The following is a 25,629-nucleotide window of genomic DNA, read 5'->3' as shown; positions in this document are numbered from 1 at the left end:
GGCCGATCATCCTTGATTTCGCAGTCTGTTCTGCGTCGCGGTTTCGGTTATCGGTTTCTTTTTGGACCGGCCGAGCTTGCCCTTGATAGGATCCGTCTGCTCGGTCACCATCTTGACCGCCAGATCGAAGCAGTCCTGTGAAACAGGGTCCGGCACCAGCTTGAAAAGCGCCATGAGGCACCCGAAGCGGATCTTCTCGATGGTTTCACAGTCGGTGGGAGCGCCGGGCGTCCGACCTGGATGCGCCGTCGCGCCGAACTGCTCCAACGCGTTGTCGAGGTTGCCATGGACAGATTTGGGATTGTCCGCAAGACTACCCCGGTGGTTGCTCCGCGATAGACAGATATTGATCCCGTCGCCGTAGCTGGGTGCATCGGGGACCCTGTCGCCCCCGCCGATGCGGAAGACACGGTCCGGAACGATATGATGCTTCTCCGGCTTTTCGAGGCCTGAAGCACGGCATTTCTCGACGATGTCGTCGTATTTCCCGACGACGCATTTCGTATCGGCCTCGCCACCGGTGCCGGCTCCGCCAACCTGCGGCTGCGGTGTCGGCGCGTTCGGTGGGTCGGTCGAGGCGTGGTTGTTGGTGGTTATGTCGGAGAAGCGGCAGACCGGTTCCTTGTCGGCCTTCACGTTGGAGGACCAGGCGCGGCAATATTTCTTGCCCGTATTCTTCGAGTTGATAACGCCCTTCTTCGCCGCGCAGCCGGCCTCGGTGCCGGTTGTCTTGGTGTAGTACGACTTGTTCTTCTGGTTGATGGTCTGGCCGCCGATCTTGACCGTGCCGGTGCCCTTGTCGGTATCGGTATCGAAGCCGAAGGTCGGATAGGGGACCGGCACGCCCGGCGGCGTCGCGGGGTTCTCCGGCGGCGTGAAACAGACGTCGGGGAACGCCGCGATCACCCTGTCGGACTGGGCCTTGCAGGAAACCTCGAGCCCGTTGGCGTAAACCGTCATCGCCCGCCCCCGAAGATCGCCGTGCCGCAGGCACCGGCATCGCTGGAGGCTTCGATGAGAACACTGCTTCCGCCGGCGTAGCCCTTGTGCGCGGCCATATAGGCCATGCCGAGCATCAGCGGCACGACCGCCGCGCCGACATTGCCGACGGATTCGGTCGGCGACCAGATGTCCATGAATTCGCGTACGCTACGCGTCACGCGGCCCACCGCCAGAGTACTTTGCTTGAACCAATAGTGTTCTCCGACGAGGTCGGCGATGCGGTATCCGACCTGGTGCATCTGCGCGCCCGCTTCCTTGAGCGCTGCCCGATAGGCAGAGATCATGCCTTCGCCCCGGAGCGGCAAATCCTGCGGATTATAGATAAAGGCGGATTCCCGCGCGAGCCCTATGCCGTATAGGCCGAAGCTGCCGCGGCCCGGCTTTGCGCACAGTACCGCCGCCGCCGCTTCTCCGGCGATGAAGCCGTTGGGGTTGTCTGTCGTGAGCAGCCGCCGCTCGTTGAGGTAATGCGTCACCGCATGCGGCGTCAGGTAGCTGTCGACCCCGACAAGCATGACGTATTCGGCTTCGCCCGCAGCCAGCAATCGCCTTGCATGATCCAGCGCCACGATGCCCGACGGGCGCCCGTGGGCGATGACGCGCGAGCGGGAATGCGCTTCGACTTCCATGATCTCGGCGATGCGGCGCAGCAACAGCGCGTAATCGCGCACGGGCCTGCCCGGACGCCCTTCCTCCGGCACGCACAGCATCAACGCCGTGCGACCGCGTGCCTGCGGCACCGCATCGAATGCTTCGCCAATCGCCCCGGCGGCGAGATGGGCCATGCGCTTTTCGCCTATCCATGCACGCGGCAGCGGCACGGGCGCGCCGATCAGCCAGTCGCCTCCAGCGGTAGTGAAGCGCGTTTCCCTGAAACCGTCGATACCCGCGCGCATCGCCGCGCATGAGGAGGGTGCGTCAAGCCCGACCGCCGTCACCATGCCGACCGCGACGATGTCGAGCGAAGCGCTCATGCGTCCTCGCTCTCTTCTTCGGGGGCTTCTCCGTTTGCACGGATATAGCGGCGGCCGGTTTCGCGGGCCCTGAGCATGGATTGCGTCGGCGGGCCGATCCAGCACTCGCTGAAATCGAGAATGGTTCGGCGAATACGCTGCTGGATGCGCCACACGAGGCTGAAGCGCCGGTTTTCGGGGTCGAACAGCACCGTGTCGGGCGGCACCTCTTTTTCAAGCACTTTTTCCCGACCGTTGAAAAGCGTCAAAGGCAATGACGTCCTCGGCAGCCGAAAGCTTTCGCGCCCCTGCGGCGTCAGGTTGGCGAGTTGCACCTCTTCGCCACCCTTGGGCGGATCGATCTGTTGATCGGGCGGCGCCATCTGGAAATAACGCTCGTCGAAATCGGCTGGCAGGAAGGGGGCGACATTGTCGACCCAATTCTGGTCGTAGGTACCGCCATATCCGATGCGGCCGGGCCAACCGCGCCCGACCGGACCGAAGCTCATCGGCTTGTAGTCGCCAAAAGGCGAACGGATTTCCTCGCCTGCGGCCTGGGTGTTGGGCAAGCGAAGTCCGGGGACGAGGCGCTGGTTTCTGGTGCGCGCCCAACCCGTGCCGACAGGATTGAGCGGATAGCTGCCCGGGAGCTTGTCTGCCGGGTCGAGGCGGTCGGTGCCACCCCAGGCGGTATCGTAGGAAAACGGCTGGCGCAGGAAAGGCTGCGGTGAGGTGGCCATGAACAGCGGGCCGCGGGCGCGCCATTCACGATGGCCGACGACCTCGAATACCTTCGACCAGCCGCCGAGCTTGATGCCGACCGGTACGCGTTCGGTCGGGCGACCATCCGGCGCATAGGCGCAGCCATTGGCGATCACATCGCAACGCGGCTTGCGGAAAGCGAAATCTGTTTCCCACAAGGTTGCCGAATAGCCGGGTTCGCCGGTGTGCGTATCGGCCATCACAAGTGGCATTTGCTCGGCGGATTTGCGTACCGGCCCGCCAGGATCGTCCGGAAAGTCAAAAGTTCCCTTGACCACCACGACGATATATTCATGGGCATCCTTGTCCATGCCCATGGTGAATTCATGCACGAAGCCGGTCTGGTTCCATATCTGCATCAGCCCGGCTCCAGCCGCGCGGCCAAGAGATGCTCGAGCGCCTGCTGCGGCGCATCGGGATCGGCAAGGACAAGATCGGCACGATCGACCCAAAAGGCCATGCCCCGAACGGATTCGCCGTCGCTGCCGACCTGCGGAAATGGCGACAGGGCCAATTCGGCCGCAAGATCGTCGGCCGTGACGGTGCCATCCTGCGTCGTCGCCGCCAATGTCTGGATAAGGGCGAACCAGTGCGCTGCTGCGGCGGCAAGCCCGATGCGTGCGGAATCGATCGGCACCGCTACGGTTAGTGGAAAACGCCTTCCCACCCGGTCCGCGCTTGGCAAGACGATGCCGGCCATCGGTCCGAACGAAGCTGGACCGAGCAGGAAATTCAGGCCCCCGTCCGTCCACCGGTCATCCAGAAGCAATGGCGCGAGATGGCGCGCGACCCAGCGGTCCCATCCCCGTACGAACTCGACGGAAAGGTTGCGGTGAACGAAATCACCTGTCGCCGGAATCTTGCCGAAGAATCCGGGGCTCAGATTTGCGGCGGGCACGTGAACCTCTTGAACATCTCCAGATTGTAGGGGTTTTCGACACTGGACGCGCGAAGCTCGAAATCGGCGTAGAAATTCCTGGCGCCGATGCGCAAATTATAGACGTCGGCGAGCGAGGTGTTGGTGAAGCGGCCGTTGCGCAACATCCTCAGCCACGCCCAACTGCCGGTTTCGTTCATCAGGAATTCGGGCGAGCCGTCGATCGGCTGGAACGCCAGCGTAATGACGCCGGTGCCGTCCTTGCCGGGCCAGGTCATGGGCTGAGGCCGCGTCGCATTGTTGTAGTAGGTGAGCGCCTGTCCATCGAGATTGAGCGTGACGCGCGTCACGTTCGGCGAAAGATCCTTCGGTTCGAGCGTGAAGCTCATTACCGGACCCTGGCCGCCCGGAAAGAGATCGTCGCGGATGTGCCGGGCCTGTTCGAAGGCAGCCAAGGCCGAGGAATCCAGTCCAAAGTCCGCACGCCATTTCCATGGCTGGCTGGTCGTGTCGACATAGGCGATCAACTGGTCGTTGATGAAGCCGTCGATCAGGCCTCCCGGCCCGAACAGCCTTTGGAAGTCGCGCACATTGACGTCCACCGCGCTGGAGGGGTCAAAGGGATAGCGGTTCGTCAACGCCGCCTGGCAGAACGGCAGAATATCGGCGCGCCATATCGCGTTGAGTTCGGATGTGACCGCCTTTTCCGTAAGGCCGCTGGTATCGCCGGCAATGCCGCCAAGCCAGTCATCGATCGGATCGGGTAGTATCTTGGCCTGGCGTGCGACGGCGCCGGTCAGTTCGGCAAGGCCGCCCTGCTTTTTGATCGCATCCTGCGGGTCTGGACTGGCAGTGACGGTCTGTAGCATGTTGGATAGCGCGGTCAGCGACACCACCGCCGCATCGAGCGCCGGCGGTTGGCCGTCCATCTCGGCGATTGCGCCTTTGAGCGGCTTGAAATGTTCCGCCACCAGGGACCCGGTCATGTCCACCTCGTCGGCGGACCCGGCGCGTGGCAGCAGTTTCACGCCGGTCTTGGCGAGCTTGCCGATTTTGCCGAGCTTGCTCAGGAGCTTCGATGCGCCCGCTGCTTGCGCCTTGTCGTCGGTGGGCGCGTCGTCCGATCGCGTCAGTTCCGTTTCTTGGACCACGGCAGTGACAAGCCGCTTCACGGCGGAATCGGCACTGGACAGGTCTTTGAGATTTTCGCTGGCGACATTGAGGTCGGTAAGCGGCGCCAGCCGGATGTCGCGCAACAGACTGTCCCATTGGGCGGTGAAATCGTCATAGTAGAGCTTGAGCACGTCCTGCGAGAGCGCCTGCACCGAGGTATCCGAATTTTCCGAACAGCCGCCGGCGAACACCGCGCGGTCGAGTGCTGCCTGGGCCGCGACGTCCTCCAGCCTGTCCAGGATGACGTCGTGAAAGCCGGCATAGGTGAACGCGCCGGCTATACCGACGCGCAAGGTCTTGTCCGAGCGCCGCGCCAGCACCTTGGCGCCGTTGGGGCCGGCGAAGTTGGCCGGTATCCATTCCTTGAGCGCAACGACGGCAGGGTCCGCCAGCAATTGCTTGTAGGCGCGTGCCGGCAGCGAGATCGTGCAGACGGTTTTCAACGCCTCGGCAACCAGCGCCGGATCGGGGTTGGAATAGCTGTCGTCAACGGCCATTCGACGGATGGCCGCCAATTGGTGCTCTTCCGCATCGGGTGTCGGAAACGGCGGGGCGGCAGCGAATTCCGGCAGGCGATTTTGCCACCAATCCTGGGCGAAGTCGGTGTCCATCTGCGACAGGCCGGTCATCATGCGATAGGTCTTGAGCGCGCCAAGCATGAAATCAGGGTCGCGGATTTGCCGCCACATCGTGGCTTCAAGCAGGGCGACCATGCGGGGCTCGAGGACATTGCGCAAAGCGTGTTCGTAGGTATCAGTCTGCGCGCGCCGCAATTCGGCCGAGGCTGATGGACCGACCAGGTCGTGGATGCCGCCGGGCGGCTGGGTTCGGGCGCCCTTCACTTCGTCCATTGCGGCCAGTGCTGAATCGAGGTCCGGCAGGTCGACAGGCGTGGCCTTCGCGGCGATCGCATTCAGTGGGGTCTGCAGCGCCTCGAACTGGGTGGCCTGCGCCGTAATGGCATTGCGGTTGTCGACGTAGGAGAAGGTGAACAACAGGGCCGCGAGCAGGAGGACGGCGGCGGACGCTGCCGCCGCGCCGCGCCATATCCAGGCGCGCCGGCGCTGGGCAAGCGGGTCGAGCGTGCCGAGACCCGCCTCCTTGAAGATAACTTCGGTAAGCAGGTTCTTCAAAAAGAAGCTGCGTTTCTCGACGCGCCCGCCTGGCATGGCGCGCCGGGCCGGCAGGCCGAACGAGGACGACAACGCGGCCGTCAGCCGGTCGATCGGGGCCCCTTCCTGCGTCGCCGAGGTAAGGTACACGCCGCGCAGCCAGGCACTTTCCTCATAGCGGCTTTCGCCGAACATCGCCTCGACAAGAATCTGGATCGGCTCAGAGAGACTGTCGAGCTGGGCGGGAAACCGGAAGATCTCCGCCCGCTCGGCCAGTTTTTCCTCGTTCTCCAGGCGCGGCACCAGCCGTCGTTCCAACTCCGCCGCAAGGGTCGAAATCTCACTTGCAACCGTGGAAGCGTCGACGCGCGCATCGAGCGGGAAGGTCGTTCCCCATACCTGTTCGCGCGCTGCCGTCGAAAGTCCGCCGAAGAAGGCCTCGAAGCCTTTTATCAGGTCGGCCTTGGTCAGCATCAGATAGACCGGGAGGCGGATTTCAAGCTGTTCGTTGAGTTCGGCCAGCCGCCGGCGGATTTTACGACCATGCGCGCGGATCGCCTCGTCGCCCTCGCAAAGCGTGTCGATGGACAGGGCGACGATGACGCCGTTCAAGGCGCGCCTGCCGCGATGCTTCTTCAGCAAACCCAGGAAACCCAGCCATTCGGCGGCATCGACATCGGGCTGGCTTTCCTGCTGCACGTAGCGTCCGGCCGTGTCGATCATCACCGCGTTTTCGGAAAAGAACCAGTCGCAGTTGCGCGTGCCGCCAACACCTTGCAAATCGTCGGTCAGATCGACGGGAAAATTGAGGCCGGATTGGCGCAGCGCCGTTGTCTTGCCGGTAGCCGGAGGGCCGACGATGACATACCAGGGCATCTCGCGCAGGAATTTTTTCCCGCCGAGCTTACGGCGCTTCAATTCCGCCATCACCTCCTGGAATTTTGCCCCGACCGCGGCGACGCTCTGCTCGCCGGGGGTCAGCTCCTTTTCGACGGGTGAAGCGGATATTTCGGCGACGAACATGCGGTTGGCGCGAATGGCCCGCCGCTGTGCGACGATCAGCCAGATCAGCCAACCGATAACCAGCAGGGCGATGAGGACAATGCGCACCGTATCGGACGCAAACGGTTCGCTGCGTCCGACCCGCACAATCGGGCCGAATATCCAGATAACCAGCGAAAGCAGCGCCAGGCCGATCAGCGTCCACAGCCAGCGCGACGTTAGTACGGCCCACAGGAAGCGCAGGACGAACATCTCAGAGCCTCTTCTCGACAAGAACCTCGGCGCGGCGGTTCAACGCCCGGCCTTCGCGGGTGCTGTCGTCCGCCACGGGATCGGTGGCGGCGCGGCCCTCCGAGCGGACCCGATCCTTCGGGATGCCGTTTTGGATCAAGAGGTTGGCAATCGTCGCCGCACGGGCCTCCGACAGACGCTGGTTGGTCGAGAGAGGATTGCTCGTTTGCAGCGGAACGCTGTCGGTGTGGCCAACGACCGTGATGTTTCCGATCAAGTCCTGATTATCGAGAATGACTTTGGCGATCGCTCCGATCAGGGGCTCGAAACCGTCCGTAAGGTCCGCGCGCGACGATTGGAACAGTTCCGGGTTGGTGCCCTGGACAACGAGCTTGACGAGCGAAATGCTCTCCGTCCCGTTCAGCGCTGCCCGCAACGCGTCGGGCGCGGCCGCTTGAAAGGCAGGCAGGAGCGCAATATCCACCGTTTCAAGGGGCGGGGCGTCTACTTTGGGAGAAGCGCGCAGGATTTCCGCGCGCTGTGGCGGCGGCAGCGCCTTTACAAGCGTGGTCAGGCCCGCGGCATGGCTGCTCAGGCTGATGGAAAACGCGACATAGGTGGCGGCGGAAAGCGCTACGGCCATCACGGCCATCACCCAGATAGGCACGATGAAGCGCGGCGGTTCGTCGGATGCGACGACGCCTTTCCAGTTGGGTGAAAGCGGTGCCCCTTCGGCGTCGGCATCACGCAGGAATCGCGCGGTGGCGACGCGAACCGCATTGAGCGAGCGGTCGCCCGCACGGCCTGGAACCCGGTATTTGCCACGAAAACCGAGCGCCATGCAATAATATTGCAACTCCAACAGTTCGCGGTCGCGGTTGGGATGGCGCTCCAGTTCCTCGAGCCGCGCGAAGAATTGCGTGCCGGCATCGACGTCGCCGCGCAGCATCACCACCAGGGGTTGGCGAGGCCATACGCTGGCGCCGCCCCATGGCGTGTTCAAGGCGAGGTCATCGAGCAGGGCGGCAACGATCCATGCGGCCTGGTCCGCCCGTTCAAGCGACGAACCGCTTGTCATGGCTGCATCGCGGGCGCGGACGAGTTCGTCCAGCAGGCGCGTGCGCAGCGCCTCCGGATTTTCCGGGGGCAGGGCGCTTTCCAGTTCCGGCGCGAATTCCAGCAGGGGCGAAAAGGCGTTGACGAGGGTATTCGGGTGCGAGCGCGCTCGTTTGAAGGCAGCCCCCGGCGCCAGCGGCGCCTGCTGGCGCGCCATCGGCGGGCCGACCAGACGGATGCGGGTACGTTCACGATCCTCAGACAGGCCGAAGGGATCGTCGCGGCTCATGGCGTCACCTATTCACCGAGTAGCAGTCGACCTGCGGTTCGCTGGGCAGGACGCCGGAAACGCCAATGACGAATCCGGGAGCGTCGAGCAGCGAGGCCCAGTGCTCGCTTTTCTGATCCAGTTCGAGGCACAACCGGTCGCCGTCGTAGGGAATTTCACGCGGCTGCGAATGCAAGGGCTTCAATGGAATTCCCGGCAGGCGCGATTTCCACAGGCCCTCGAATTCGCTGGCCGCGCCGACTGTCGCCTGGTTGACGAAAATCTTGCGAAGCGCGTCCTCGGACAGTTCCGAACCAACCCGGATGACGATGCGGCTGGCCACCAGCAGCTTCGGGTTGTCGACGCGTACCTTCCACACATTGGTGGAATGGCGCATGACCGGCAAAGCCCGCGACTTGGGCTCGACATAGCGCAAGCTGAGGATGAGCGAACGCAAGGCGTCGGCGAGCGCGAAATAGGCAGGGCCGGGCGCCATGTGGTCGTAGGCCGGCAACTCACCCAGGCGTCGCGCGCTCGACCCATACGTCGCCATCGATCCCGCCAGACCGGCCAGTTCGAGATATACCTCGGCCGGATGGAAAACATCCTGGGCGAGGATGTGAGCGAGCCGGGGCCGCGCGGTATTGGCAAGGTTGAGCATCAGCAGGTCTTCGACGCTGCGTCCCGGGCCGCCAAGCACCATCTTGCCATGGGCCTCGGCAATCTGGTCCAGGCCGGTGATGACCTCCTGCAGAAGCTGGGCGTACCAATGCGCGGCGCCGGTGACGAGCGTCGGCGGCAAGAACGCGTCGTTGAGAGCGACCCCGCCGTCGGCACGCACCCCCTTGATCTCGGCTATCGGCAGCGCGGTGTAACCGCCGACCGATTTGCCGGGCGCGAGAAGTATTGGCTGCGGCCGGGCGATTTCGATTTCCTCGGGGTCTGCCCCTCCCTGGACGGCATCCCTGACGGAAACGATCCGTCCGCGATAGCGAGCCCCGCTCGACGCGGCATGCGCCGGATCGAAACCGACGCCGCCGGGCGGCTCCAGCGGCAGCCCAATCAGTACCGCACCGCCGCCCATATCGGCGGTGACCGCCAGCGGCGGTGGCGCGTCCATCGTGTCCGGAATGGCGAAAGGCGTGCCGTCGGGAAAGATGCCGTGTGCCGAAAGCACGGAGATTTGCCCGGCCTCCAGTTGCGCCGGGTCGAGCGTCAGCGTCCGGAAGCCGAACGTGTGAAGTTGCCCGGCCTGCAATGCGCCGCGCACCGTCGCTTCGAAGAAGCGGTCCTGCTGCTGGAAGTGCTGTGTCCGCAGGAAAAGCCCTTCGGACCACAGTACTCTGTTGGCGTCGCTCATTCCGCCGTTCTCTGCATTGCCTGCCCCTTGTGCCACGCGCTAGGCGGATATGCCGCCGCTGCCGAGCCTTACACTGACTGTCAATTGCGATCCCGGCGACACCGATTTCGTGGTTCGCCAGTTCCGGCCGCCGGGCTCGCGAATGAGCGCGACGAAGCCGAGCGCGGTCGCTTCCGGCTCGACCGTGATGGTTTTGGAGGCTGTCTTGCCCGGCCCGACCGCGATCTGGTCTGACCCGATGAGATCGCCGCCAAGCGCCGTGCCGGCGTCGCCCTGCAGGGCGAAATAATCGGCCGAGTTGAACTTGCCGGTGCTGCGCAGCCGCATGACCAGCACCGTCACCGGCCGGTCACCGCCTCCCGGTCCGGGGTTCATGCCGGCCTGGCCGGCCAGATTGATGGTGACGGTGGAGGGTTTGGGTGGTCCGCTCTGGCAACCCGCAACCAACCCGGTGGCCCCGAGAGCGATGATGAATTCACGGCGATCAATCATAAGTCACTCCTCCTCATAGGCATCGCGAAAATCGGCACCGATTTCGCCAAGAAACCGCGATTCAGCGCTTGTGGCGATTTCGCGGTGGCGTTTTTGATAGAGTTCCCAAAGCTTGGCCCCACGCCCGCCGGCAAGCAGGGTTTCGATGGCCGAACCCGATTTCAACTCCGCCTCGATCGCGGAGGGGTCGAAGCGGTCGATCATGCGGCGCAGCGCGCCCTGCACGCCGCGCCAGGCCCGCACGTGGTGCTGGGCGAGGTCGCGGATGGCGTCCATGATAGCCGCCTCGCCATCCAGGAAGCCGGGACTGCGGCCTGCGGCGATCGTCGCCAGCGCATCGTCCACCGTCGGCAGGAATTTGAGAGGATTGACTTGCGAAGCGCCGACCACGGTCTGCGCGACGCGGGCATTGCCCTTTTCTTCGGAGCGCTTGCGCAGAAGTTGCATCAAGCCTTCCAGCATCATGCGATATTCGCGGCCGAACCGTTCCATCTCGGCAAGGGGGTCGCCGTCGGGCAGGTCGATGTCTTCAAGACCGACGCCGCGCAGGAATGCGGAGCGCAACGCTGCGTCCGAACTGCCCTGCGGCGACGCATGGTCACCAGACGTATGGCCACCATTGCCCGCCGATGGCTGCGGCGCTTGCTGAACGGCAACTGGAACCGGCGGGTTCTGCGGCAAGCCCGGGCGCAAATCCCATGGTGCCGGCGGGGGGCCGGTTTCGGCGACGCGTGCGTGTGGAGCGGCTATTTCCACACCCGCCCTGGCCGCGCTTTTCTGGCCGGGACCGAGGTTGAAACCGTCGTCGAACGCTATCGGCGGCAATTGGGCGGCCTCTTTGGCGCCGGCGGGCGGGGGTGGCGGTGCGCCGGCATCGACGTGAAACGGATCGTCAAATCCGGACGCGCCCACCCGTCCGGGTTTCTCGTTGGAGGATGGGTCGGATACCGGATCGAGGCTGAAGGGATCGTCGAAGGCGGCTGAACCGCGTTCGTTCGAACCGGCGCGTTCAAACGCCTGAAACGCACCGGGCTTCGGATGGTCGAAAGGGTCCGGCAAGTCGGCCGGGCGTGGAAGGCGTGGTTCTTCTTCGGCTTTGGATGAAAAGAAATCGTCATGACCTATACTGGCGGAATTGGGCGTCGGCACGGGCGGCTGGGCCGACGGTGCGCGAGGTGCCGGCAAAGGGGAGGCCGATTGCCACAGCGCCGATTGCGCGGCCGCGGGTGCCTGTAGCTCGACCCCTACGACATAGTCGCCCAATCTCAGCCGCATGCCGTTTCTCAGGCGGATGGAATTTCCGGCTCCGAGCGGACTGCCGGAATCGTCGATGAAAAGGCCGCTGCTCGACATGTCGGTGACGGTGTAGCCGTCCTGTTCCGATGTGATTTTGCAATGAGCGCGCGAGACATACATGTCCGGGTCATCGATTTGCCAGTCCGCTTCCGGGCTGCGACCGATCACCAATTCGCCCTTGTCCAGCCCAGTCTGGCGAACAGCCTGGCTGCGCGGTCCCTGTTCCAGCGTGAGAAGCAAGCTCATGCTCCGACTCCCGCCACGCCTGGGCGCCATCCGACGATGGTCCTCAGCCGCATGTCCGTAGCATCGCCCCTTTCAAGGGGACGCGCAAGCCACGCCGTTCGCCCAAGCTGCACCGTTCCAACACGCGCCTGAGGCACCGCATCGCGCTTGAGGACGATGCGCAGATCGACGTCCAGAACCTCGCCGATGAGGTCGCGCACGGCGCGTTTAAGAACGTCGAGGCGTTTTTCGCCGGGCAGGAACGATTTGTACGTTTCATAGCCGAGCGGCCCGATTTCAAGCTCGATCCTGCTCTGCCTGCCAAAACTTCGCGGGCCGATCGTGGCGGCGCTGCCAAGCCCCGCATGGGCTTTGCCGAGCCGGGTTTGCAACGGGGCGGGTATCGTCAGCCAAGCCGCGACGAACTCTTTGAGCAGCACCGGTACGTTGAACGCTTCGGCCACGAACAAGGTCAGTTTTTCCGGCCCCTCGACCTGCGAGGCGAGCGATGCCGCCTGGCGGAGCTTTACGGCGTCGAGTTCCGGATTTTCCTGATTATGCGTGGCGGGCAGCCCGATCCCGGCGAGCGCCTCGAGCATGGAGCGGACGCGACCGCCAACGGATCGCTCGGCCTGCACGCCGGGATGCGCGTCCGCCCAGGCCCGGTAGAACAGGGCGATCATTCGGTGCTGCAGGATGTTGACGAAGTCGACGAATGTGGTGTCGCTGGTCTGTTGTGCGTTGACGCCGCCGAACCAGCGTTGCGACAGGCGGTCGAGCACCCATCGCGTCAGGTGCAGCGGCATCGGCCCTTCCGGGCCAAGCAGGCCGAGATTAGCCACGGTGACGCGCGCCGGCAACGTCTCGGTTGCCTCGCGGAGTTCGACGAGGTCCTGCGTGGCGAAGCCAAGCCGCACGTGCTGGCCAAGGCGCGCCGGCTCACGGTCCGGTCGCCCGGCGTGGCCGAACAGATGACCTTCCCGCTCTAGCTGGCGCAACAGTTCGAAGAAATCGAACGCCTCGGACAGGTCCGTCTGCCTGTCCGGCATGGGGCTGGCTGTTCCGGCGGCGTCCGGCGCGGCTTCGGCCACGGCCGCCGAGGTGTCAGGCGCATCTAGATCAGGTAGCGATTGCCGGGCGTCATCGGCCATGGCACATCCTCCAGTCTCTGCAGCAGCCGCGTGCGGGTCCGCACAAAACCGTTTATTCCCGCATGGCGGGCGAAAAGCCGTGCCAGCAACGCCGACAGCAGCAGGACACTCTGCCCGGAAAGCACCGACTGATCGACATGCAGCGTAATTTCCGTGCCTCTGCCGAAACACATCGGCCCCGCTATCGCCAGCCGCTCGATAACCGGCCTCGAATCGACGCGCACGATGGAGCGCACGTGGCGGGCAAGTGCTGGATCGCCCCGATCCGCGTAAAGGTCGAGCAGCGCATGCAGCGGATCGACGCCTTTGCCTTCCTTGGCCAAGCTGAGGAAATTGAGTGCGAGTTGGGCCACGAGCCGCCAGGCGAGTTCGTCCGCCCGCGATTGGCTTTCCGCACCGGTCGGAAGTGCTGCGGGAATGGCCGGTTGTGGCGGCCGCAGCGCGCCAAGAAGCCTGACGGATTCAACGGGATCGCCGCTTTCCAGGGTGAGGGTGGGGTTGTCGTCAAGGATCGGCAGATCGCGATTGGTGCACAGCGCCATGATGTCGAGACGCTTGAGCGGGCGGGCGCCCGTGTTGCCCACCGGCTGCGAGATGGCGAGGAAAACGTCGTCGCCGGTATAGGAGGTGCGCGTCATGCCCTGCCGCCGCTCGTCCTCGGTGGCTCGGCGGGGGCGGCGCTCCGACGAATAGACCCAGCCGCTGCCGCGGTTCTGGCCGAGGCTGAAAAGCGCCGGTATCTCGGATTCCGGCCCTTCGGTATCGGCGTCCTCGACGCGTAGCACGCGATAGATTTCGAAGTCTCTTGGCCGCGTTCTGTCGGCATAGAGCACCTGCCGCGTCTTGCGACGATCGATCTCGATGACGTTACACTCGCGCTCGAACAGATTGATGATCGGCGTGGCGAAAAGCTCGAAATCCGTCGGCGTCACATCGGCAAGTTCCGGCACCGGGCGGCGAAACAGGAAAACGACCTCCAGACCGGCATCGCAACTGCGAACGATGGGTTGCAAACCCCGCACGCGAGCATAGTGGAAGCGTTCGGGCATCATGAAATATTCACGCAACAGCCGATAGCCTTCGAAGGTCGGGCGGGTGCGCGGCATCAACGCTTCGGCGTCGGCGATGCCTGCCATTTCCGGTGCCGGAAGGGGCGCTAGTCTGGCGTCTTTGCCGAAAGCCCGCGCGCCGATGGCCGAGCATGCGCTGAAGATTGCGTCGAACAGGAGCGTCGCTTTGGTCAGTCCGGCGAAATAGAGATCGAGTTGGTCAAGGGACAGTTCGTTGAGCTTGCCCTTGCCGCTTCGGCCAATGGTGAGGCGTAGCGCCGCTTCGCCACCGATGCCGCCAATCGCGTTTATCCCGGCCGCGGCCAGCGCGCTGCGATCCTGGAAATAGCTCACCGAAGCGATTTCGATCGGCCATAGCGTCACATCCTGCGCCGTGGTGAAGGTGCAGCGTGTTGAAAGGCCGGGTAGCAGGCTGGAGACGAGGCGGGTGCCACGCGCGACGACATGGCCGGCATTCATCGTCTGCACCTGCTTGCCGGGCTTCAGTACGGCCATGGCAGTGGCCGGCGTCGGCGCGACGAGATCGGGATAGAGGACGTCAAGCACGGCGCGCGAAAATCGGGAGCCCTCGGCGTCCACCTTCATGCGGGTGCGAGCCGCCAGGAAGGCGACACCGTCGAGAAGCCTCTCGACATAGGGGTCGGGACAAGGCGCCGTGTCGAGCGACAAATTACGCGCCACCGCAGGGTGCATGTCGGCAAACTCCGAGGCGAGCGCCCTTATGTGGGTCAGTTCTTCTTCATAATACTCCAGGAAGGCCCGATCCAAATCTCAAGCCTCCGCGAAGTCGGTCCGTGCCAGGCCGTTGTCCAGGTTGATGGTCGTGCGCAGGCGCATCCTTTCAGGTGTTGGCGTCATGATCAGCACGGCATCTATCTCTATTTTCAGGCCCATGCTTTTGTCGCCGAGCGTCACATTGACCTTCGTCGCCCCCTCTTTCAGACGTGGCTCGAAGGTGGTGAGTACCGCGCGGATTTCCCGGGCCAACGCCTCGCGGTCGAAATCGCGTGACGAGCGGCCGGAGAACGACGGTACGCCGTAATTGACCACGCTACGGCGAACCTCGGGAAAATCCTCCAGCGCCGGCAGCCTGTCGCCGAACTGCTCGAATTCCAGATCGGACAACAGAGGCGTCGCCTCGAAACGTTCGGTATTGAACAACGCCTCGATGTCGCGCCGGACCGCCTCGCGAAGAACGTTGGGCGACACCACCACGCCGCGCGCCTCAAGTTCGCTCCTGTGGCGGTTCTGGAAAACCAGCCGATGCAAGCGCCTTTGTTGATCGGGCGTCAACGCGGCATCGGTATCGATCGCCCTGGCATTGCCGGCGAGCAGAGTGTCCAGCCGTTCCGTGCCAAGTTCGCTCTCCAGAACATGGCGCAGCCCGCTGATCTCCGTGGTCAAGCCCGGCAGATCGTTCACGAGACGGTCCCAAAGAGACGGCTGAACCGCCTCGCGTTTGGCCCTTGGACTGTTGCTGGACTTGGTCATTTCGATGCCAAGACGTCGCCGCCAGCGTCAGACGCCGACATTCACGTCCATCTCCGCCTCGTCATTGTCGTCGTAAACGAACTTGATTTTCTTGTAGGCGAAGCCGATCCTTTCCTCGATCAGGTCTGGATCTTCGGCGCTCGGCTTCATCTCATAGTTGACGACCGAGGCATCGGTGAGTGTGATGACCAGATAGTCGCTGCTCTTTTCCTCAATGGTCCGGCGGGCGGTAAACTTCACCTCGTCCAGCTTCTTGTTCTGGAACAGCGCCTGTTTCAGATAGGGCGAGGACTTGTCGTAGTGCTTGACGAAGGTGATGAGCCCCAGGGCCACGCGGCCTCTGCGCGAAAGTGAGTTGGGATCATGGGGCGCGATCATCGTGAACTCGACCCCGTGGATTTCGATTTCATCTTCGTGCTTGTCGCGGGCACTCGGGCCCTTGATGTCCGGAACTTTCAGAAAGCCATCAATTTTCATTTTCTCTCTCCATCAGGCTCACATGTATTCAGGCTGATTTGACGGACGGTAGTTCCGACACCAGCCGAAGCGAGGCGTTGATGCCCTCCAACTGGTAGTGCGGTCGCAGGTAGAAGCGGGCATTGTAGTATCCCGGTCGGCCTTCGACGCTGTCGACCTGTACCTCCGCCGCCGCGAGCGGCCGCTTGGCGCGCGCCTTGTCGTCGGCGAAGGCAGGATTGGCCAGCACGTATCGGTTGATCCATTCGGTCAGCCAGATCTGCATGTCGGCGCGTTCCTTGAACGAACCCACCTTGTCGCGCGCGATCGCCTTGAGATAGTGCGCGAACCGTGAAACGGGGAAAAGATAGGGCAGGTTGGCCGAAAGCCGCTCATTGGACTGTGCGTCCGGATCGACCAGCCGCCCCGCCCGCGTCTCGTCGTCTTGCAGCGAGTGCGCGCCGATGAATGCGGCGAGGTCGGTATTCTTCCTGTGCAGAATGGGCATCAGGCCGAGCTTGGCGAGTTCCGCCTCGCGTCGATCGTCGATCGCCACTTCCGTCGGGCATTTCATGGCCACGGCCCCGTCGTCGGTGGGGAAGCTGTGCACCGGCAGGTTGAGCACGGTGCCGCCGTTTTCGACGCCGCGAATCTGCGTGCCCCAGCCATAGAGCTTGTGGCTGCGGTTGATGTTGACGCCCATCGGGAAGGCGGCATTCATCCATACATACTTGTTGTGGTCGCCCTGTACTTCTTCCTCGAAGGCAAAACCCTTGACCGGCACGGTGTCGGCGCCATAGGGCAGCCTGGCCAGCACGCGCGGCATGGTCAATCCGACATAGCGCGCGTCCTCGCTCTCGCGCAGCGATTGCCACGAGGCATACGCCGGGTTGGAGACAATTTGCTGCAAATCCTGCGGGTTAGGCAGTTCCTGCCAACTGTCCATGCGGAACAGCCGGGGCGAGGCGGCCGCAATGAACGGCGTATGTGCGGAAGCGCAAACGCCCGACAGATTGCGCAGCAGGCCTACGTCGCGTGGGTGGTTGGAAAATTCATAGGCGCCGATCAGGCAGCCGAAAGGCTCTCCGCCGAACATCGAATATTCGTCTGTGTAGACCTTCTTGAAGATCGGGCTCTGGTCCCACATCTGGCCTTCGTAGTCCTCCAGCGTATCGGCCAACTGCTCCTTGGAAATGTTCAGCACCCGGATCTTCAGCTTCTGATCCGTCTCGGTATTGTTGACGAGATACCACAGGCCTCGCCATGTGCCTTCCATCTCACGCACCTCCGGCGCGTGCAGTATTTCATTGATCTGCGTCGTCAGCATCTTGTCGATGCCGGCAATCAGCGACTTGATGGACTTGATGGCGTTGGACGAGATGGTCGTCGTCTCCGAGCGAGACTGCGCCGCCAGCGCCAGGTTGCGCACTAGCTGCTGCAATTTCTCGCTGTCGTCCTTCTTGACCTTGAAATCTTTCTCCAGCAGCTCGCCGAATTCTCCCAGGTCGACGGCTTCTGCCTCGGCGGTGGCGCTGACGGCGGTCTTTTGCTGTTCGGCCATGGGTTATTCCTCGCTTTTGTCGCCGTCGGTCAGGGCCTGGTTGGCGATCTGCCCGAGCAGCGGTTCGTTGTTCAGCAACTGGGCAATGCGCTTTTCGGCATCAACCCGGCCATCCATGAAACCAAGCAGTTCCTCCAGCTGGCGGCGCATCTTGAGAATCTCGGATAGCTGCGGCACCTGTTCGGCGATCTTGTCAGGGGCGAAATCGCCCATCTTCGTAAACGTCAGGTCGAGAGCCAATTCCTCATCGCGTTCATGACCTTCGGCCTGCGGCAGCGTATTTTTCACGCGCGCTTTGACGCGTGGCCCGAGCGCCTCCATGAATTTGGGGAACCGGTTGGCGTCGGTCTCGACATAGGACCGGTCGAGCACCGATTTCTGCGCTTCCCTGGTCTGGGAAGCACCGGAAAGATCGGCCATCACGCCCATGACGAAAGGCAATTCGATGGTCGTCGGGCTGCCATAGGTCTCTACATCGTAGGCGATCTGCACGCGCGGCGCGCGATTGCGTTCGATGACCTTTGCTTTGCTTTCTGCTGGCATGGTTTTTTACCTTTCATCCATTCTTACTGGGCCGTCTTCTTGGCCTCGGGGACGCCGGCCAGAAGCCGGAATTCCTTGAGCCCAGACGGCGCCAGATCTTCCATCAGTTCGACGAAATCCATGTGAACCATGCGCCGTACGCGGCGGGCCAGATGCGGGATCGGACTCGACGGTTCCGTGCGGTCGTAGAAGGCGACAACGAGATCGAGGCACCTGACCACGTCGTCGCGCGAGGAAATCCGATCGGGAAGGGCCATGCTCGATCCTCCTTGGCCGACCGGCTTCGCTGCCCCGTTGTCGTGGCCGTTGGCTCTCGGCGCTTGGCTCTCGACGGTCTTTTCTTCTGCAGGTATTTGCTCGCCATTGGCGGAAGTACGCCCGGCTGATCCTCGTTCGAGGGTGGAAAGAACGCGTTCCAGAAAGCGCTTGAGGTCGGGAACGGTGGCGCTTCCACCTTCGAGCCGCGCACCAAGCGCCATCTCGACCGAATCGAGCGCCGCCACTGCGGCGCGCGCGTCTGCCATGAGCGCGGTCATGCCGTCGCCGGCCTGGTCGATCTGCGCCGCGCTGCCGCTGCGGACGCGGGCGAGAAGCTGTTCATGGGCGCTTGCGAGAGCGGCCTTCTCGGACGCGTTCAGCCCCGACGCGGCCTCCTGCAGCATGACGCGCTCATCGAGCGCGCCTTGTTCCAGGTCGCGCCCGCTGATTGGCCCGACGCCGCGAGGGGCAAACAACGTCATCCTGCGCAGGTCGGCGAGGATGCCGTCCTGGCCGTTCTGCAGATCGAGCAAGGCATTGATCCGGCGCAGTGCCGATTCGCGTGGCGGTGCATCAGCTCGCAAGGCCGGGTGCATGGTTTCCCAATAAGCGCCGAAGGTGCGCGCGATCAGGTTCAGGCCCTGGGCGAGCCCGGCCAGGCCATCCTCGTTGGCCAGTGCGCGTGTGACGAGCACCAGAAGGCGCAGATCGCGGCCTTGCGTGCGCAGTTCGTCGGCTTTCGCCAACACGCCGGCCCAGTCGCCGGGGGTGCTTACCTGTGATGTGGGTTTGTTGCGCTCGTCGTGAACGACCTTGACTTGAGGCTCCGCCAGCCGCTCCAACTCGTGGAACCGCGTATCGTTGCGTAAATCTTCCCCTGATGGGTTCTGCCCGTTCAGAGGTTCCAGCCAGAGAGCGAGATCAATCAAACAGACCCCCCGCAGCCAACGTCTAGGCTGCAATGGCGTTCATTTACCAGTCTGCATACATCTGTCAAAAGCCGGGCTAGAGCCCGAAAAGTGGTCTAGAATACTCGTTTTTGTGTTCCTGTCCATATTGCCGCGAGAGCTTATGTCTATCGGCTGGCAGGAAACCTGAAACAGCCCAGCGATGCGCTGCGGTGGCACTCGGGGAAGCGCTTCAGCATTCGCCGGATCGCCGAAAATGGGAGCCTCTTTGTAAGTCGCGGTTTGTGTGTCAATTTATGCCCACGGGGTACTCTCACAGGAGCAAGTCCGATGGAGCCAGCCAGTGCGCAAAGGCGTAAGCCGTCGCAGAGCTTCAAGCGCAAGGAACTTGTCGACAAGCTGAACCCGACATGCAAGCGCGCTTTCGCCGCTGCCGCTGCTGCTGCCAAGCTTCGCGGCAATCCCTACGTGGAACTCGTGCATTTCATCGAGCAACTCGTGCTTTCCGACAGGTCCGATGTTCAGATGATCCTCGCGGATGCGGGCGTCGATGCCAGCCGGGTGGCCAGCGACATGACGCGGGCGGTCGACAAGCTGCCCTATGGCGCGACCTCGATCGAAGAATTCTCCGACCATATCTTTCACGCCATCCAGGAGGCATGGAGCCTGGCAGGGCTCCAATTCGGCGTCGAGGAGGTTCGCAGCGCCCATGTCATCCTCGCCTGCCTGAAAATCCCGGTGCTCGAAGGACTGGTATCCAAGATCAGCGGCGAATTCGACAGGATAGACGCCGATGGCGTGATCGCCCGTTTTGGCGACGTGGTGGAAGGGTCCATCGAGGCGGCCGAAAGCGAGCCTGTTGCAGACGCTGCCGCGGCACCGAAGCGGGCTCCCGGTGGGGATTCGGCGCTGGCGAAATACGCGACCGACCTGACGCAGCGCGCGCGCGACGGCAAGATCGATCCCGTTATCGGGCGTGATCCGGAAATCCGGCAGATCGTCGATATCCTGATGCGCCGCCGGCAGAACAACCCGATCCTGACCGGCGAGGCCGGGGTCGGCAAGACCGCCGTGGTCGAGGGCTTTGCCTTGCGCATTGCCGAAGGCGACGTGCCGCCCATGTTGCAGGGTGTCAGCGTGCGCATGCTCGATGTCGGTCTGATGCAGGCGGGCGCCAGCCTCAAGGGCGAGTTCGAGAAGCGGCTGAAATCGGTCATCGACGAAGTGCAGTCTTCCGGAACGCCGATCATCCTTTTCATCGATGAAGCCCATACCCTCATCGGGGCGGGGGGAGCGGCCGGCACGGGCGACGCCGCCAATCTTTTGAAGCCCGCGCTGGCAAGAGGCGAGTTGCGCACCATCGCGGCGACCACCTGGGCGGAATACAAGCAGCACATCGAAAAGGACCCAGCGCTCACCCGCCGCTTCCAGGTGGTCAAGGTCGACGAGCCGGACGAGGCTGTCGCCGTGCTCATGCTGCGCGCCACGGCAGGCGTGCTCGAACAGCACCACCAGGTGCAGGTGCTTGACGAAGCAATCGAGGCGGCGGTGGCGCTGTCTCACCGCTATATTCCGGCGCGGCAACTGCCGGACAAGGCGGTAAGCCTGCTCGACACTGCCTGTGCGCGCGTCGCCGTTTCGCAGCATGCGACGCCGGCCGAGGTCGAGGATATATTGCGCCGCCGCCAGGCCCTTGAAGTCGAGCGCGGCATCATCGGACGCGAGGCCGCGATCGGCATCGACGTGAATGAACGGCAGGCTCGCGTCGAAGCGGGGCTGGCTGAAACCGAGACGACGCTCGCCGCCGCGCAGCAACGATGGGACCGCGAAAAGACGCTGGTCGCCGAAGTTCTCGAACTGCGCGCAAGGCTGCGCGGCGAGGGCGTGCCGCTCGACAAGGCAGCACAGGAGGCGCAAAGCGGAGAGGCGCAACCGGTCGAGGCTTCCCTGGACGCGAAAGACCCCACCGAACCCGCTGGAGAGGATGTGCAAGCCGAACCGGCTTCCGATCCCATCGCCGATCTGGCACGGCTCAGGGAACTGATGACCGAACTTGCCGAGGCGCAGGGCGAGACGCCGCTGATCCTGCCTTCGGTCGACCGGAACGCGGTGGCCGCCGTGGTTCAGGACTGGACCGGCATTCCCACCGGGCGCATGCTGTCGAGCCAGACCGAAAAGGCGCTGCGGCTCGCCGAAACGCTGTCCGAGCGGGTTGTCGGCCAGGACCATGCGATGGAAATGATTTCCAGGCGTGTGCAGACTAGCCGCGCCGGCCTCGGCGCGCCTGAAAAGCCAGTCGGCGTCTTCCTGTTGTGCGGCCCTTCGGGTGTCGGCAAGACCGAAACGGCGCTGGCGTTGGCCGAGACGCTTTATGGAGGCGAACAAAACCTGATCTCGATCAACATGTCCGAGTTCCAGGAGGCACACACCGTCTCGACGTTGAAAGGCGCGCCTCCCGGCTATGTCGGCTACGGCAAAGGCGGTATCCTGACCGAAGCAGTGCGCAGAAAACCCTATTCGGTGATCCTGCTCGACGAGGTCGAGAAAGCGCATCCGGATGTGCACGAGATTTTCTTCCAGGTCTTCGACAAGGGCATGATGGACGACAGCGAGGGCAGGCGCATCGATTTCAAGAATACGCTGATCCTGCTAACCTCCAATGTCGGCTCCGAAGTGATCATGGATCGTACCCACAATGGTACCGTGCGGGCCGGCCTTGACGATCTTGACCTGGCCCTGCGCCCGCCACTCTTGAAGGTATTTCCGGCGGCGTTTCTCGGCCGCGTCGTCACCATCCCCTACTATCCACTGTCGGATGCCATGATCGAGGCGATCACCCGCCATCAGTTCGGCAAGATAGCAAAAAGGCTGCGTGCAACCAGCGACGCCGAACTGGTGATCGGCGAAGGCGTCATGGATATGGTCAAGGCCCGTTGCACAGAAATCGAATCCGGCGGGCGCATGATCGATGCCATTTTGACCAACACCCTGCTGCCCGAGCTTTCCCGTGGTGTGCTCAACCGCACGCTGGAAGGCGAGCCCATGAAAAAAGTGACGGTTGGTGCCTCCGCCGAAGGGTTTACCTATACCTTCGAATAGGGTGTCGACTTCCCATCGACCACAATCTTGCCGGTTCCCAAAGCGGCTTGGGAAGTCGCAACATTACGGTGCGCTGTTGTCATCCTCCGACAAGATCGGCGAGGCGTCGTTCGACAGGCAGGAGATGCTGGAGCCTCCCCTGGTCGTGGTGAGCCTCTTCGAATGCGGCTATGATCCTGGCGTCGTAACGGATGCGCTCCGACCGCGGCATAGGCGTGCCAATGGTGGCGGCCGGACCTTGACCCGCTGTCGAACGCTCATCCCCAGCCGCCACTGCCGCCACCAGTGCCAGTGCCACCAGTGCCGCTGCCGCCCAAGGGCGGAACGACGACAGGTGCCGTTTCCTCAGCCGGTTTGACAATTTTCCTGGCGACGATCTTCTTCTGCTTGACGATCTTTGACCTGGTGGTCGTGCGGGTGGTCGTCGGCCTGTGCTTCGTCGTCGTCAGCGTCGGTTCGGCCTTCGGTGCGACCGACACGCAGCCCGTCAGCACCGCCAGAGAACCGGATAGAATCGTGGCGATCAATGCTTGCTTCATCACCCTGCCCACCATTGCCTCCTTGTTGATCAAAACAGGTCTCGACGTGGATTGGCCTGCTCCCAGACCGCTCTGGCCGCATTGACCAGTTGGTCGTCCAGCGAGCCATTCGCCGGGACCTTCGACTTGAGGTCCCGGCGCAATTGCTTGAGCGCCGCCGTCTTCGCCTTCACTCCGAATTTCGCCAGCACCGCCCGGGCGTCCGGCAATTCCTTGCGAAGATCAAGCGCGACCGTGAAGGCAAGATAACGCACTGCTATTGCCTGGTCGGCCTTGTCGCCCTTCTGCATTTCAAGGGCCGCGCGATCATACGCGCCGGACTGGTCGCCCCGCGTTGTCGCCACCTCGAACAGCCTTTGCGCTTCGGCGAGGTTCTGTCCTACGCCGACACCGTCTCGGTACATGCGCGCAAGGCTGCCTGGGGCGTAGGGTTGGCCGAGGTCAATGGCCTTCTGAAAAAGCGCCAACGCCGCCTTCGGGTTCTTCTCGACGCCCTGCCCACTGAGGTAGTTGCGGCCGAGCAGGTTCATCGAATACATGTCCTGCCGCTCGACGCCGGCCTTCAGAAAGGCCACGGCGCGAGCCGGATCAGAGGGTACGCCATTGCGGCCTTCCGTGAAGATCGCGGCAAGATCGTTCATCGCGTAAGTATGACCCATAGCCGCCGCCTTGAGCAGCAGGTCCAGCCCCTTGCCGGTGTCGCGCTCGACGCCATAGCCGTTGAACAAGGCGCGGCCCCACGACGTCATCCCGTAGGGATCGCCCTTATCGGATGCGGATGCATAGAAGGTGTTGGCCTGCTTGCGATCGACGGGCATTCCCGTTCCCGTCGCGTTGAAATAGCCGAGTTCGAACACGGCGCGGACATGGCCCCTGTCGGCGGCTTCCTGGATGGCCTTCTTTGCCCGGTCGACCTTGCCGGCCGCCAACAGCGCTCGTCCCAGTTCGTAGCGGAAGCGGGCGACATCGGGATAGGCCTTCACCGCCGCCTCGCAGGGCTCCACGGCCTCGGCGCTGATCTCGTTTGGCAAGAGGCCTGGAACAACACCCTGCAGGTCGAGAGGCTCGCCGGCAGCCTGGTCGCACGGATCGACGCTGGGCGACAGCTTCATCGTGGCGGGCTTGGATGAACTGCTGTCGGCCCGGATCTCGAAGCCGACCTCGACCGGTTCGGCGGCACCGATCTGGGGTTCGTAGCGCAAATCGTCAACCTCGTCCGCCATCAGGCTCGACTCGGGCGACAGGGCACGATCCGGCAGGGACAGCGTTCCCGTTATCGGATAGTTCGCGATCTTCACGCTGACGGAGGCATCCTTTGTAGGGAAATCCAGCTTCAGCGGAACCGGTCCGACGCCCACCTGAACGCTGATCTCGCGGTTTTCGATCGCCTCGGCAGCGCCGGTGATATGGATGCCTCGCTCGAGCACCTGCTGTTTCTGCTCGGCTTCGAGCGAGGCCATAATCTGTTCGCCCTCGGCGCCTTGGCCGCTTTTGACACGGAACACCATTATGCCCTGGGCTTTGCCACCCCAATTGTCATGCGTGGCATAGGCCAGCATGTCCACCTCCTCCTGCGCACCGATGCCCTTGGGCACCGCCATCTTCAGGCGCGGCAAGTCCTTGCCCTGAATCAGTTCGCCCATCTCGACAGCCTTGCCGTCCAGCAGCAGGCGCCCGAGCGCAGGCGGCCTTTCGATGCTAACGGTGATTGATCCGCCATCGACGTCGACCGGTTCCGGCAGGTCCAGGGCGACGGGCCCGACACCCGACGGCACAAGCTTCTCCAGAACCGGTGGCAGCGAAGGCCGGCTGGCACGGCGCATCAGGACAACCTCGTCAATGAGGGACGAGTTTTCCCAGGGAACCTGCTTGCCGTCAGTGGCCTCCACCACATCGCGGCGCACCGCGGCCATGACCGTGCGAAGCTCCTGGTTCGGAGCCATTGCGCGCCGAGAGAATGCAGATGAAAACGGGCTGAGGTCTCCCGTTCCATCATAGGCGACCGCCCCTGGCTCGGTGGCGAAGGCTATCAGCGTGTTCAGCGAGCTTTTGACCTGCGCAAGACCGGTGTTGCCCGCCGTGATCAATTGATCCCTCAGCCAATAATCCTTGCGCGGAAACGGATTGTTGCGACAGGCATCGAGGATGATCACCTGGATCTTCGATTTCGAACGCAACTGCTGCAGCACATCGCCCAGCCTGATCGCCTGTACCTCAATGTCGGCCGCATTCTTCAACGAGGCATCCACGGGGATCAAGAAATTTTCGCCTCCGATCTGAAAGCCATGACCTGAATAGTACACGACGGACAGATCGGCGCCGTCCGCCGCCGCGAGGTAGTGACGAAACTGTTTCTCGAACTGCAGCTTTGTGAGGTCCTTGGCGACGAACACCTCGAAACCGGCCAGCCGAAACGTTTTGGATACGTCCTCGGCATCCTTGTCGGGGTTCTTGAGCGCGGGGATTTCCCGGTACTCGGAATTGCCGATCACCAGGGCAACCCTTCGATCGGCCGACGCATCGAAGGTCGTCAGGGCCGCTACGAGGAAGACTGCGATGAATCCGCAAAGTCGGAGCATGGCAACTGCCTTAACCGCTACCTGGCGACCCCAAGCACGCAGCTTGCGGTATCAAGGTCGGCTACAGAGTTCACAATCTGCCGAGACAGGAACAGAGTGAAAAGCCATCGCGACAGCGGGCACATTCCTCATCTGAATAGGCTCTAGGTTACCTCAGAACCGAAC

Annotated in this window: 19 protein-coding genes; 1 reads left to right on the top strand and 18 read right to left on the bottom strand. The window is 63.1% G+C overall.

Annotated elements, in window-relative coordinates; genetic code table 11:
• Positions 1-6 precede the first annotated feature (6 nt).
• From ACX3P0_RS14385 to tssA, 16 genes are read right to left on the bottom strand one after another with little or no spacing between them, the layout of a single operon-like run.
• Positions 7-960, bottom strand: coding sequence for a DUF4150 domain-containing protein (locus tag ACX3P0_RS14385; protein ID WP_459089468.1), 954 nt, complete (start codon positions 958-960; stop codon positions 7-9).
• Positions 957-1,976 (bottom strand): beta-ketoacyl synthase N-terminal-like domain-containing protein, encoded by a 1,020-nt coding sequence (locus ACX3P0_RS14380; protein WP_459089466.1) that lies wholly within the window; start codon positions 1,974-1,976, stop codon positions 957-959. Before ACX3P0_RS14380 ends, ACX3P0_RS14385 begins: the two co-directional genes overlap by 4 nt.
• Complete coding sequence (locus ACX3P0_RS14375) at positions 1,973-3,076, bottom strand: DUF2169 family type VI secretion system accessory protein (protein ID WP_459089464.1); 1,104 nt, start codon at positions 3,074-3,076, stop codon at positions 1,973-1,975. The genes ACX3P0_RS14380 and ACX3P0_RS14375 overlap by 4 nt, the downstream gene beginning before the upstream one ends.
• The gene (gene tagF / locus ACX3P0_RS14370; protein WP_459089462.1) at positions 3,076-3,615 is read right to left on the bottom strand and encodes a type VI secretion system-associated protein TagF; all 540 of its coding nucleotides are present in this window, start codon (positions 3,613-3,615) and stop codon (positions 3,076-3,078) included. Before tagF ends, ACX3P0_RS14375 begins: the two co-directional genes overlap by 1 nt.
• Positions 3,597-7,133, bottom strand: coding sequence for a type VI secretion system membrane subunit TssM (gene tssM / locus ACX3P0_RS14365; RefSeq protein ID WP_459089460.1), 3,537 nt, complete (start codon positions 7,131-7,133; stop codon positions 3,597-3,599). Before tssM ends, tagF begins: the two co-directional genes overlap by 19 nt.
• 1 nt (position 7,134) lies before the next feature.
• Positions 7,135-8,457, bottom strand: a complete 1,323-nt coding sequence (icmH, locus tag ACX3P0_RS14360; protein WP_459089458.1) for a type IVB secretion system protein IcmH/DotU — start codon at positions 8,455-8,457, stop codon at positions 7,135-7,137.
• A gap of 4 nt (positions 8,458-8,461) precedes the next feature.
• On the bottom strand, positions 8,462-9,796 hold the full coding sequence (tssK, locus tag ACX3P0_RS14355) for a type VI secretion system baseplate subunit TssK (RefSeq protein WP_459089456.1): 1,335 nt from the start codon (positions 9,794-9,796) through the stop codon (positions 8,462-8,464).
• 39 nt (positions 9,797-9,835) lie between these two features.
• Positions 9,836-10,288, bottom strand: a complete 453-nt coding sequence (gene tssJ / locus ACX3P0_RS14350; protein ID WP_459089454.1) for a type VI secretion system lipoprotein TssJ — start codon at positions 10,286-10,288, stop codon at positions 9,836-9,838.
• A gap of 3 nt (positions 10,289-10,291) precedes the next feature.
• Positions 10,292-11,830: a type VI secretion system-associated FHA domain protein TagH gene (tagH, locus tag ACX3P0_RS14345; protein ID WP_459089452.1), complete on the bottom strand. Its 1,539-nt coding sequence runs from the start codon at positions 11,828-11,830 to the stop codon at positions 10,292-10,294.
• A complete protein-coding gene (gene tssG, locus ACX3P0_RS14340) occupies positions 11,827-12,960 on the bottom strand; it encodes a type VI secretion system baseplate subunit TssG (RefSeq protein ID WP_459079951.1) in 1,134 nt (377 codons plus the stop codon). Before tssG ends, tagH begins: the two co-directional genes overlap by 4 nt.
• Positions 12,924-14,798 (bottom strand): type VI secretion system baseplate subunit TssF, encoded by a 1,875-nt coding sequence (gene tssF, locus ACX3P0_RS14335; protein WP_459089450.1) that lies wholly within the window; start codon positions 14,796-14,798, stop codon positions 12,924-12,926. The genes tssG and tssF overlap by 37 nt, the downstream gene beginning before the upstream one ends.
• Positions 14,799-14,801: 3 nt before the next feature.
• Positions 14,802-15,521 (bottom strand): type VI secretion system baseplate subunit TssE, encoded by a 720-nt coding sequence (gene tssE / locus ACX3P0_RS14330; RefSeq protein WP_459079949.1) that lies wholly within the window; start codon positions 15,519-15,521, stop codon positions 14,802-14,804.
• A 27-nt stretch (positions 15,522-15,548) separates the two neighbouring features.
• On the bottom strand, positions 15,549-15,998 hold the full coding sequence (locus ACX3P0_RS14325; protein WP_459079948.1) for an Hcp family type VI secretion system effector: 450 nt from the start codon (positions 15,996-15,998) through the stop codon (positions 15,549-15,551).
• A 28-nt stretch (positions 15,999-16,026) separates the two neighbouring features.
• Positions 16,027-17,538, bottom strand: coding sequence for a type VI secretion system contractile sheath large subunit (gene tssC, locus ACX3P0_RS14320; protein WP_459079947.1), 1,512 nt, complete (start codon positions 17,536-17,538; stop codon positions 16,027-16,029).
• Positions 17,539-17,541: 3 nt separating this feature from the next.
• The gene (tssB, locus tag ACX3P0_RS14315; RefSeq protein WP_459079946.1) at positions 17,542-18,081 is read right to left on the bottom strand and encodes a type VI secretion system contractile sheath small subunit; all 540 of its coding nucleotides are present in this window, start codon (positions 18,079-18,081) and stop codon (positions 17,542-17,544) included.
• Positions 18,082-18,104: 23 nt separating this feature from the next.
• On the bottom strand, positions 18,105-19,268 hold the full coding sequence (gene tssA / locus ACX3P0_RS14310) for a type VI secretion system protein TssA (protein ID WP_459089448.1): 1,164 nt from the start codon (positions 19,266-19,268) through the stop codon (positions 18,105-18,107).
• Between the two features lie 309 nt (positions 19,269-19,577).
• On the opposite strand from tssA, the gene tssH reads away from it, so the two are divergent.
• Positions 19,578-22,346: a type VI secretion system ATPase TssH gene (gene tssH, locus ACX3P0_RS14305; protein ID WP_459089446.1), complete on the top strand. Its 2,769-nt coding sequence runs from the start codon at positions 19,578-19,580 to the stop codon at positions 22,344-22,346.
• A 257-nt stretch (positions 22,347-22,603) separates the two neighbouring features.
• Here the strand turns inward: tssH and ACX3P0_RS14300 are convergent, their stop codons facing one another.
• Both ACX3P0_RS14300 and ACX3P0_RS14295 read right to left on the bottom strand, forming a co-directional pair.
• The gene (locus ACX3P0_RS14300; RefSeq protein WP_459089444.1) at positions 22,604-22,885 is read right to left on the bottom strand and encodes a hypothetical protein; all 282 of its coding nucleotides are present in this window, start codon (positions 22,883-22,885) and stop codon (positions 22,604-22,606) included.
• A 29-nt stretch (positions 22,886-22,914) separates the two neighbouring features.
• Positions 22,915-25,464, bottom strand: a complete 2,550-nt coding sequence (locus ACX3P0_RS14295; protein WP_459089442.1) for a caspase family protein — start codon at positions 25,462-25,464, stop codon at positions 22,915-22,917.
• Positions 25,465-25,629: the final 165 nt, after the last annotated feature.

The organism is Mesorhizobium sp. A556, from assembly GCF_054489545.1.
This window is presented reverse-complemented; position numbering and strand designations above follow the sequence as displayed.

Excerpts from the sequence above, each read along its gene's own strand:
- ACX3P0_RS14385 (WP_459089468.1), bottom strand. The coding sequence starts at position 960 with ATGACGGTTTACGCCAACGGGCTCGAGGTTTCCTGCAAGGCCCAGTCC.
- ACX3P0_RS14380 (WP_459089466.1), bottom strand. The coding sequence starts at position 1,976 with ATGAGCGCTTCGCTCGACATCGTCGCGGTCGGCATGGTGACGGCGGTC.
- ACX3P0_RS14375 (WP_459089464.1), bottom strand. The coding sequence starts at position 3,076 with ATGCAGATATGGAACCAGACCGGCTTCGTGCATGAATTCACCATGGGC.
- tssM (WP_459089460.1), bottom strand. The coding sequence starts at position 7,133 with ATGTTCGTCCTGCGCTTCCTGTGGGCCGTACTAACGTCGCGCTGGCTG.
- icmH (WP_459089458.1), bottom strand. The coding sequence starts at position 8,457 with ATGAGCCGCGACGATCCCTTCGGCCTGTCTGAGGATCGTGAACGTACC.
- tssK (WP_459089456.1), bottom strand. The coding sequence starts at position 9,796 with ATGAGCGACGCCAACAGAGTACTGTGGTCCGAAGGGCTTTTCCTGCGG.
- tssJ (WP_459089454.1), bottom strand. The coding sequence starts at position 10,288 with ATGATTGATCGCCGTGAATTCATCATCGCTCTCGGGGCCACCGGGTTG.
- tagH (WP_459089452.1), bottom strand. The coding sequence starts at position 11,830 with ATGAGCTTGCTTCTCACGCTGGAACAGGGACCGCGCAGCCAGGCTGTT.
- tssG (WP_459079951.1), bottom strand. The coding sequence starts at position 12,960 with ATGGCCGATGACGCCCGGCAATCGCTACCTGATCTAGATGCGCCTGAC.
- tssE (WP_459079949.1), bottom strand. The coding sequence starts at position 15,521 with ATGACCAAGTCCAGCAACAGTCCAAGGGCCAAACGCGAGGCGGTTCAG.
- ACX3P0_RS14325 (WP_459079948.1), bottom strand. The coding sequence starts at position 15,998 with ATGAAAATTGATGGCTTTCTGAAAGTTCCGGACATCAAGGGCCCGAGT.
- tssC (WP_459079947.1), bottom strand. The coding sequence starts at position 17,538 with ATGGCCGAACAGCAAAAGACCGCCGTCAGCGCCACCGCCGAGGCAGAA.
- tssB (WP_459079946.1), bottom strand. The coding sequence starts at position 18,081 with ATGCCAGCAGAAAGCAAAGCAAAGGTCATCGAACGCAATCGCGCGCCG.
- tssH (WP_459089446.1), top strand. The coding sequence starts at position 19,578 with ATGGAGCCAGCCAGTGCGCAAAGGCGTAAGCCGTCGCAGAGCTTCAAG.
- ACX3P0_RS14300 (WP_459089444.1), bottom strand. The coding sequence starts at position 22,885 with ATGAAGCAAGCATTGATCGCCACGATTCTATCCGGTTCTCTGGCGGTG.
- ACX3P0_RS14295 (WP_459089442.1), bottom strand. The coding sequence starts at position 25,464 with ATGCTCCGACTTTGCGGATTCATCGCAGTCTTCCTCGTAGCGGCCCTG.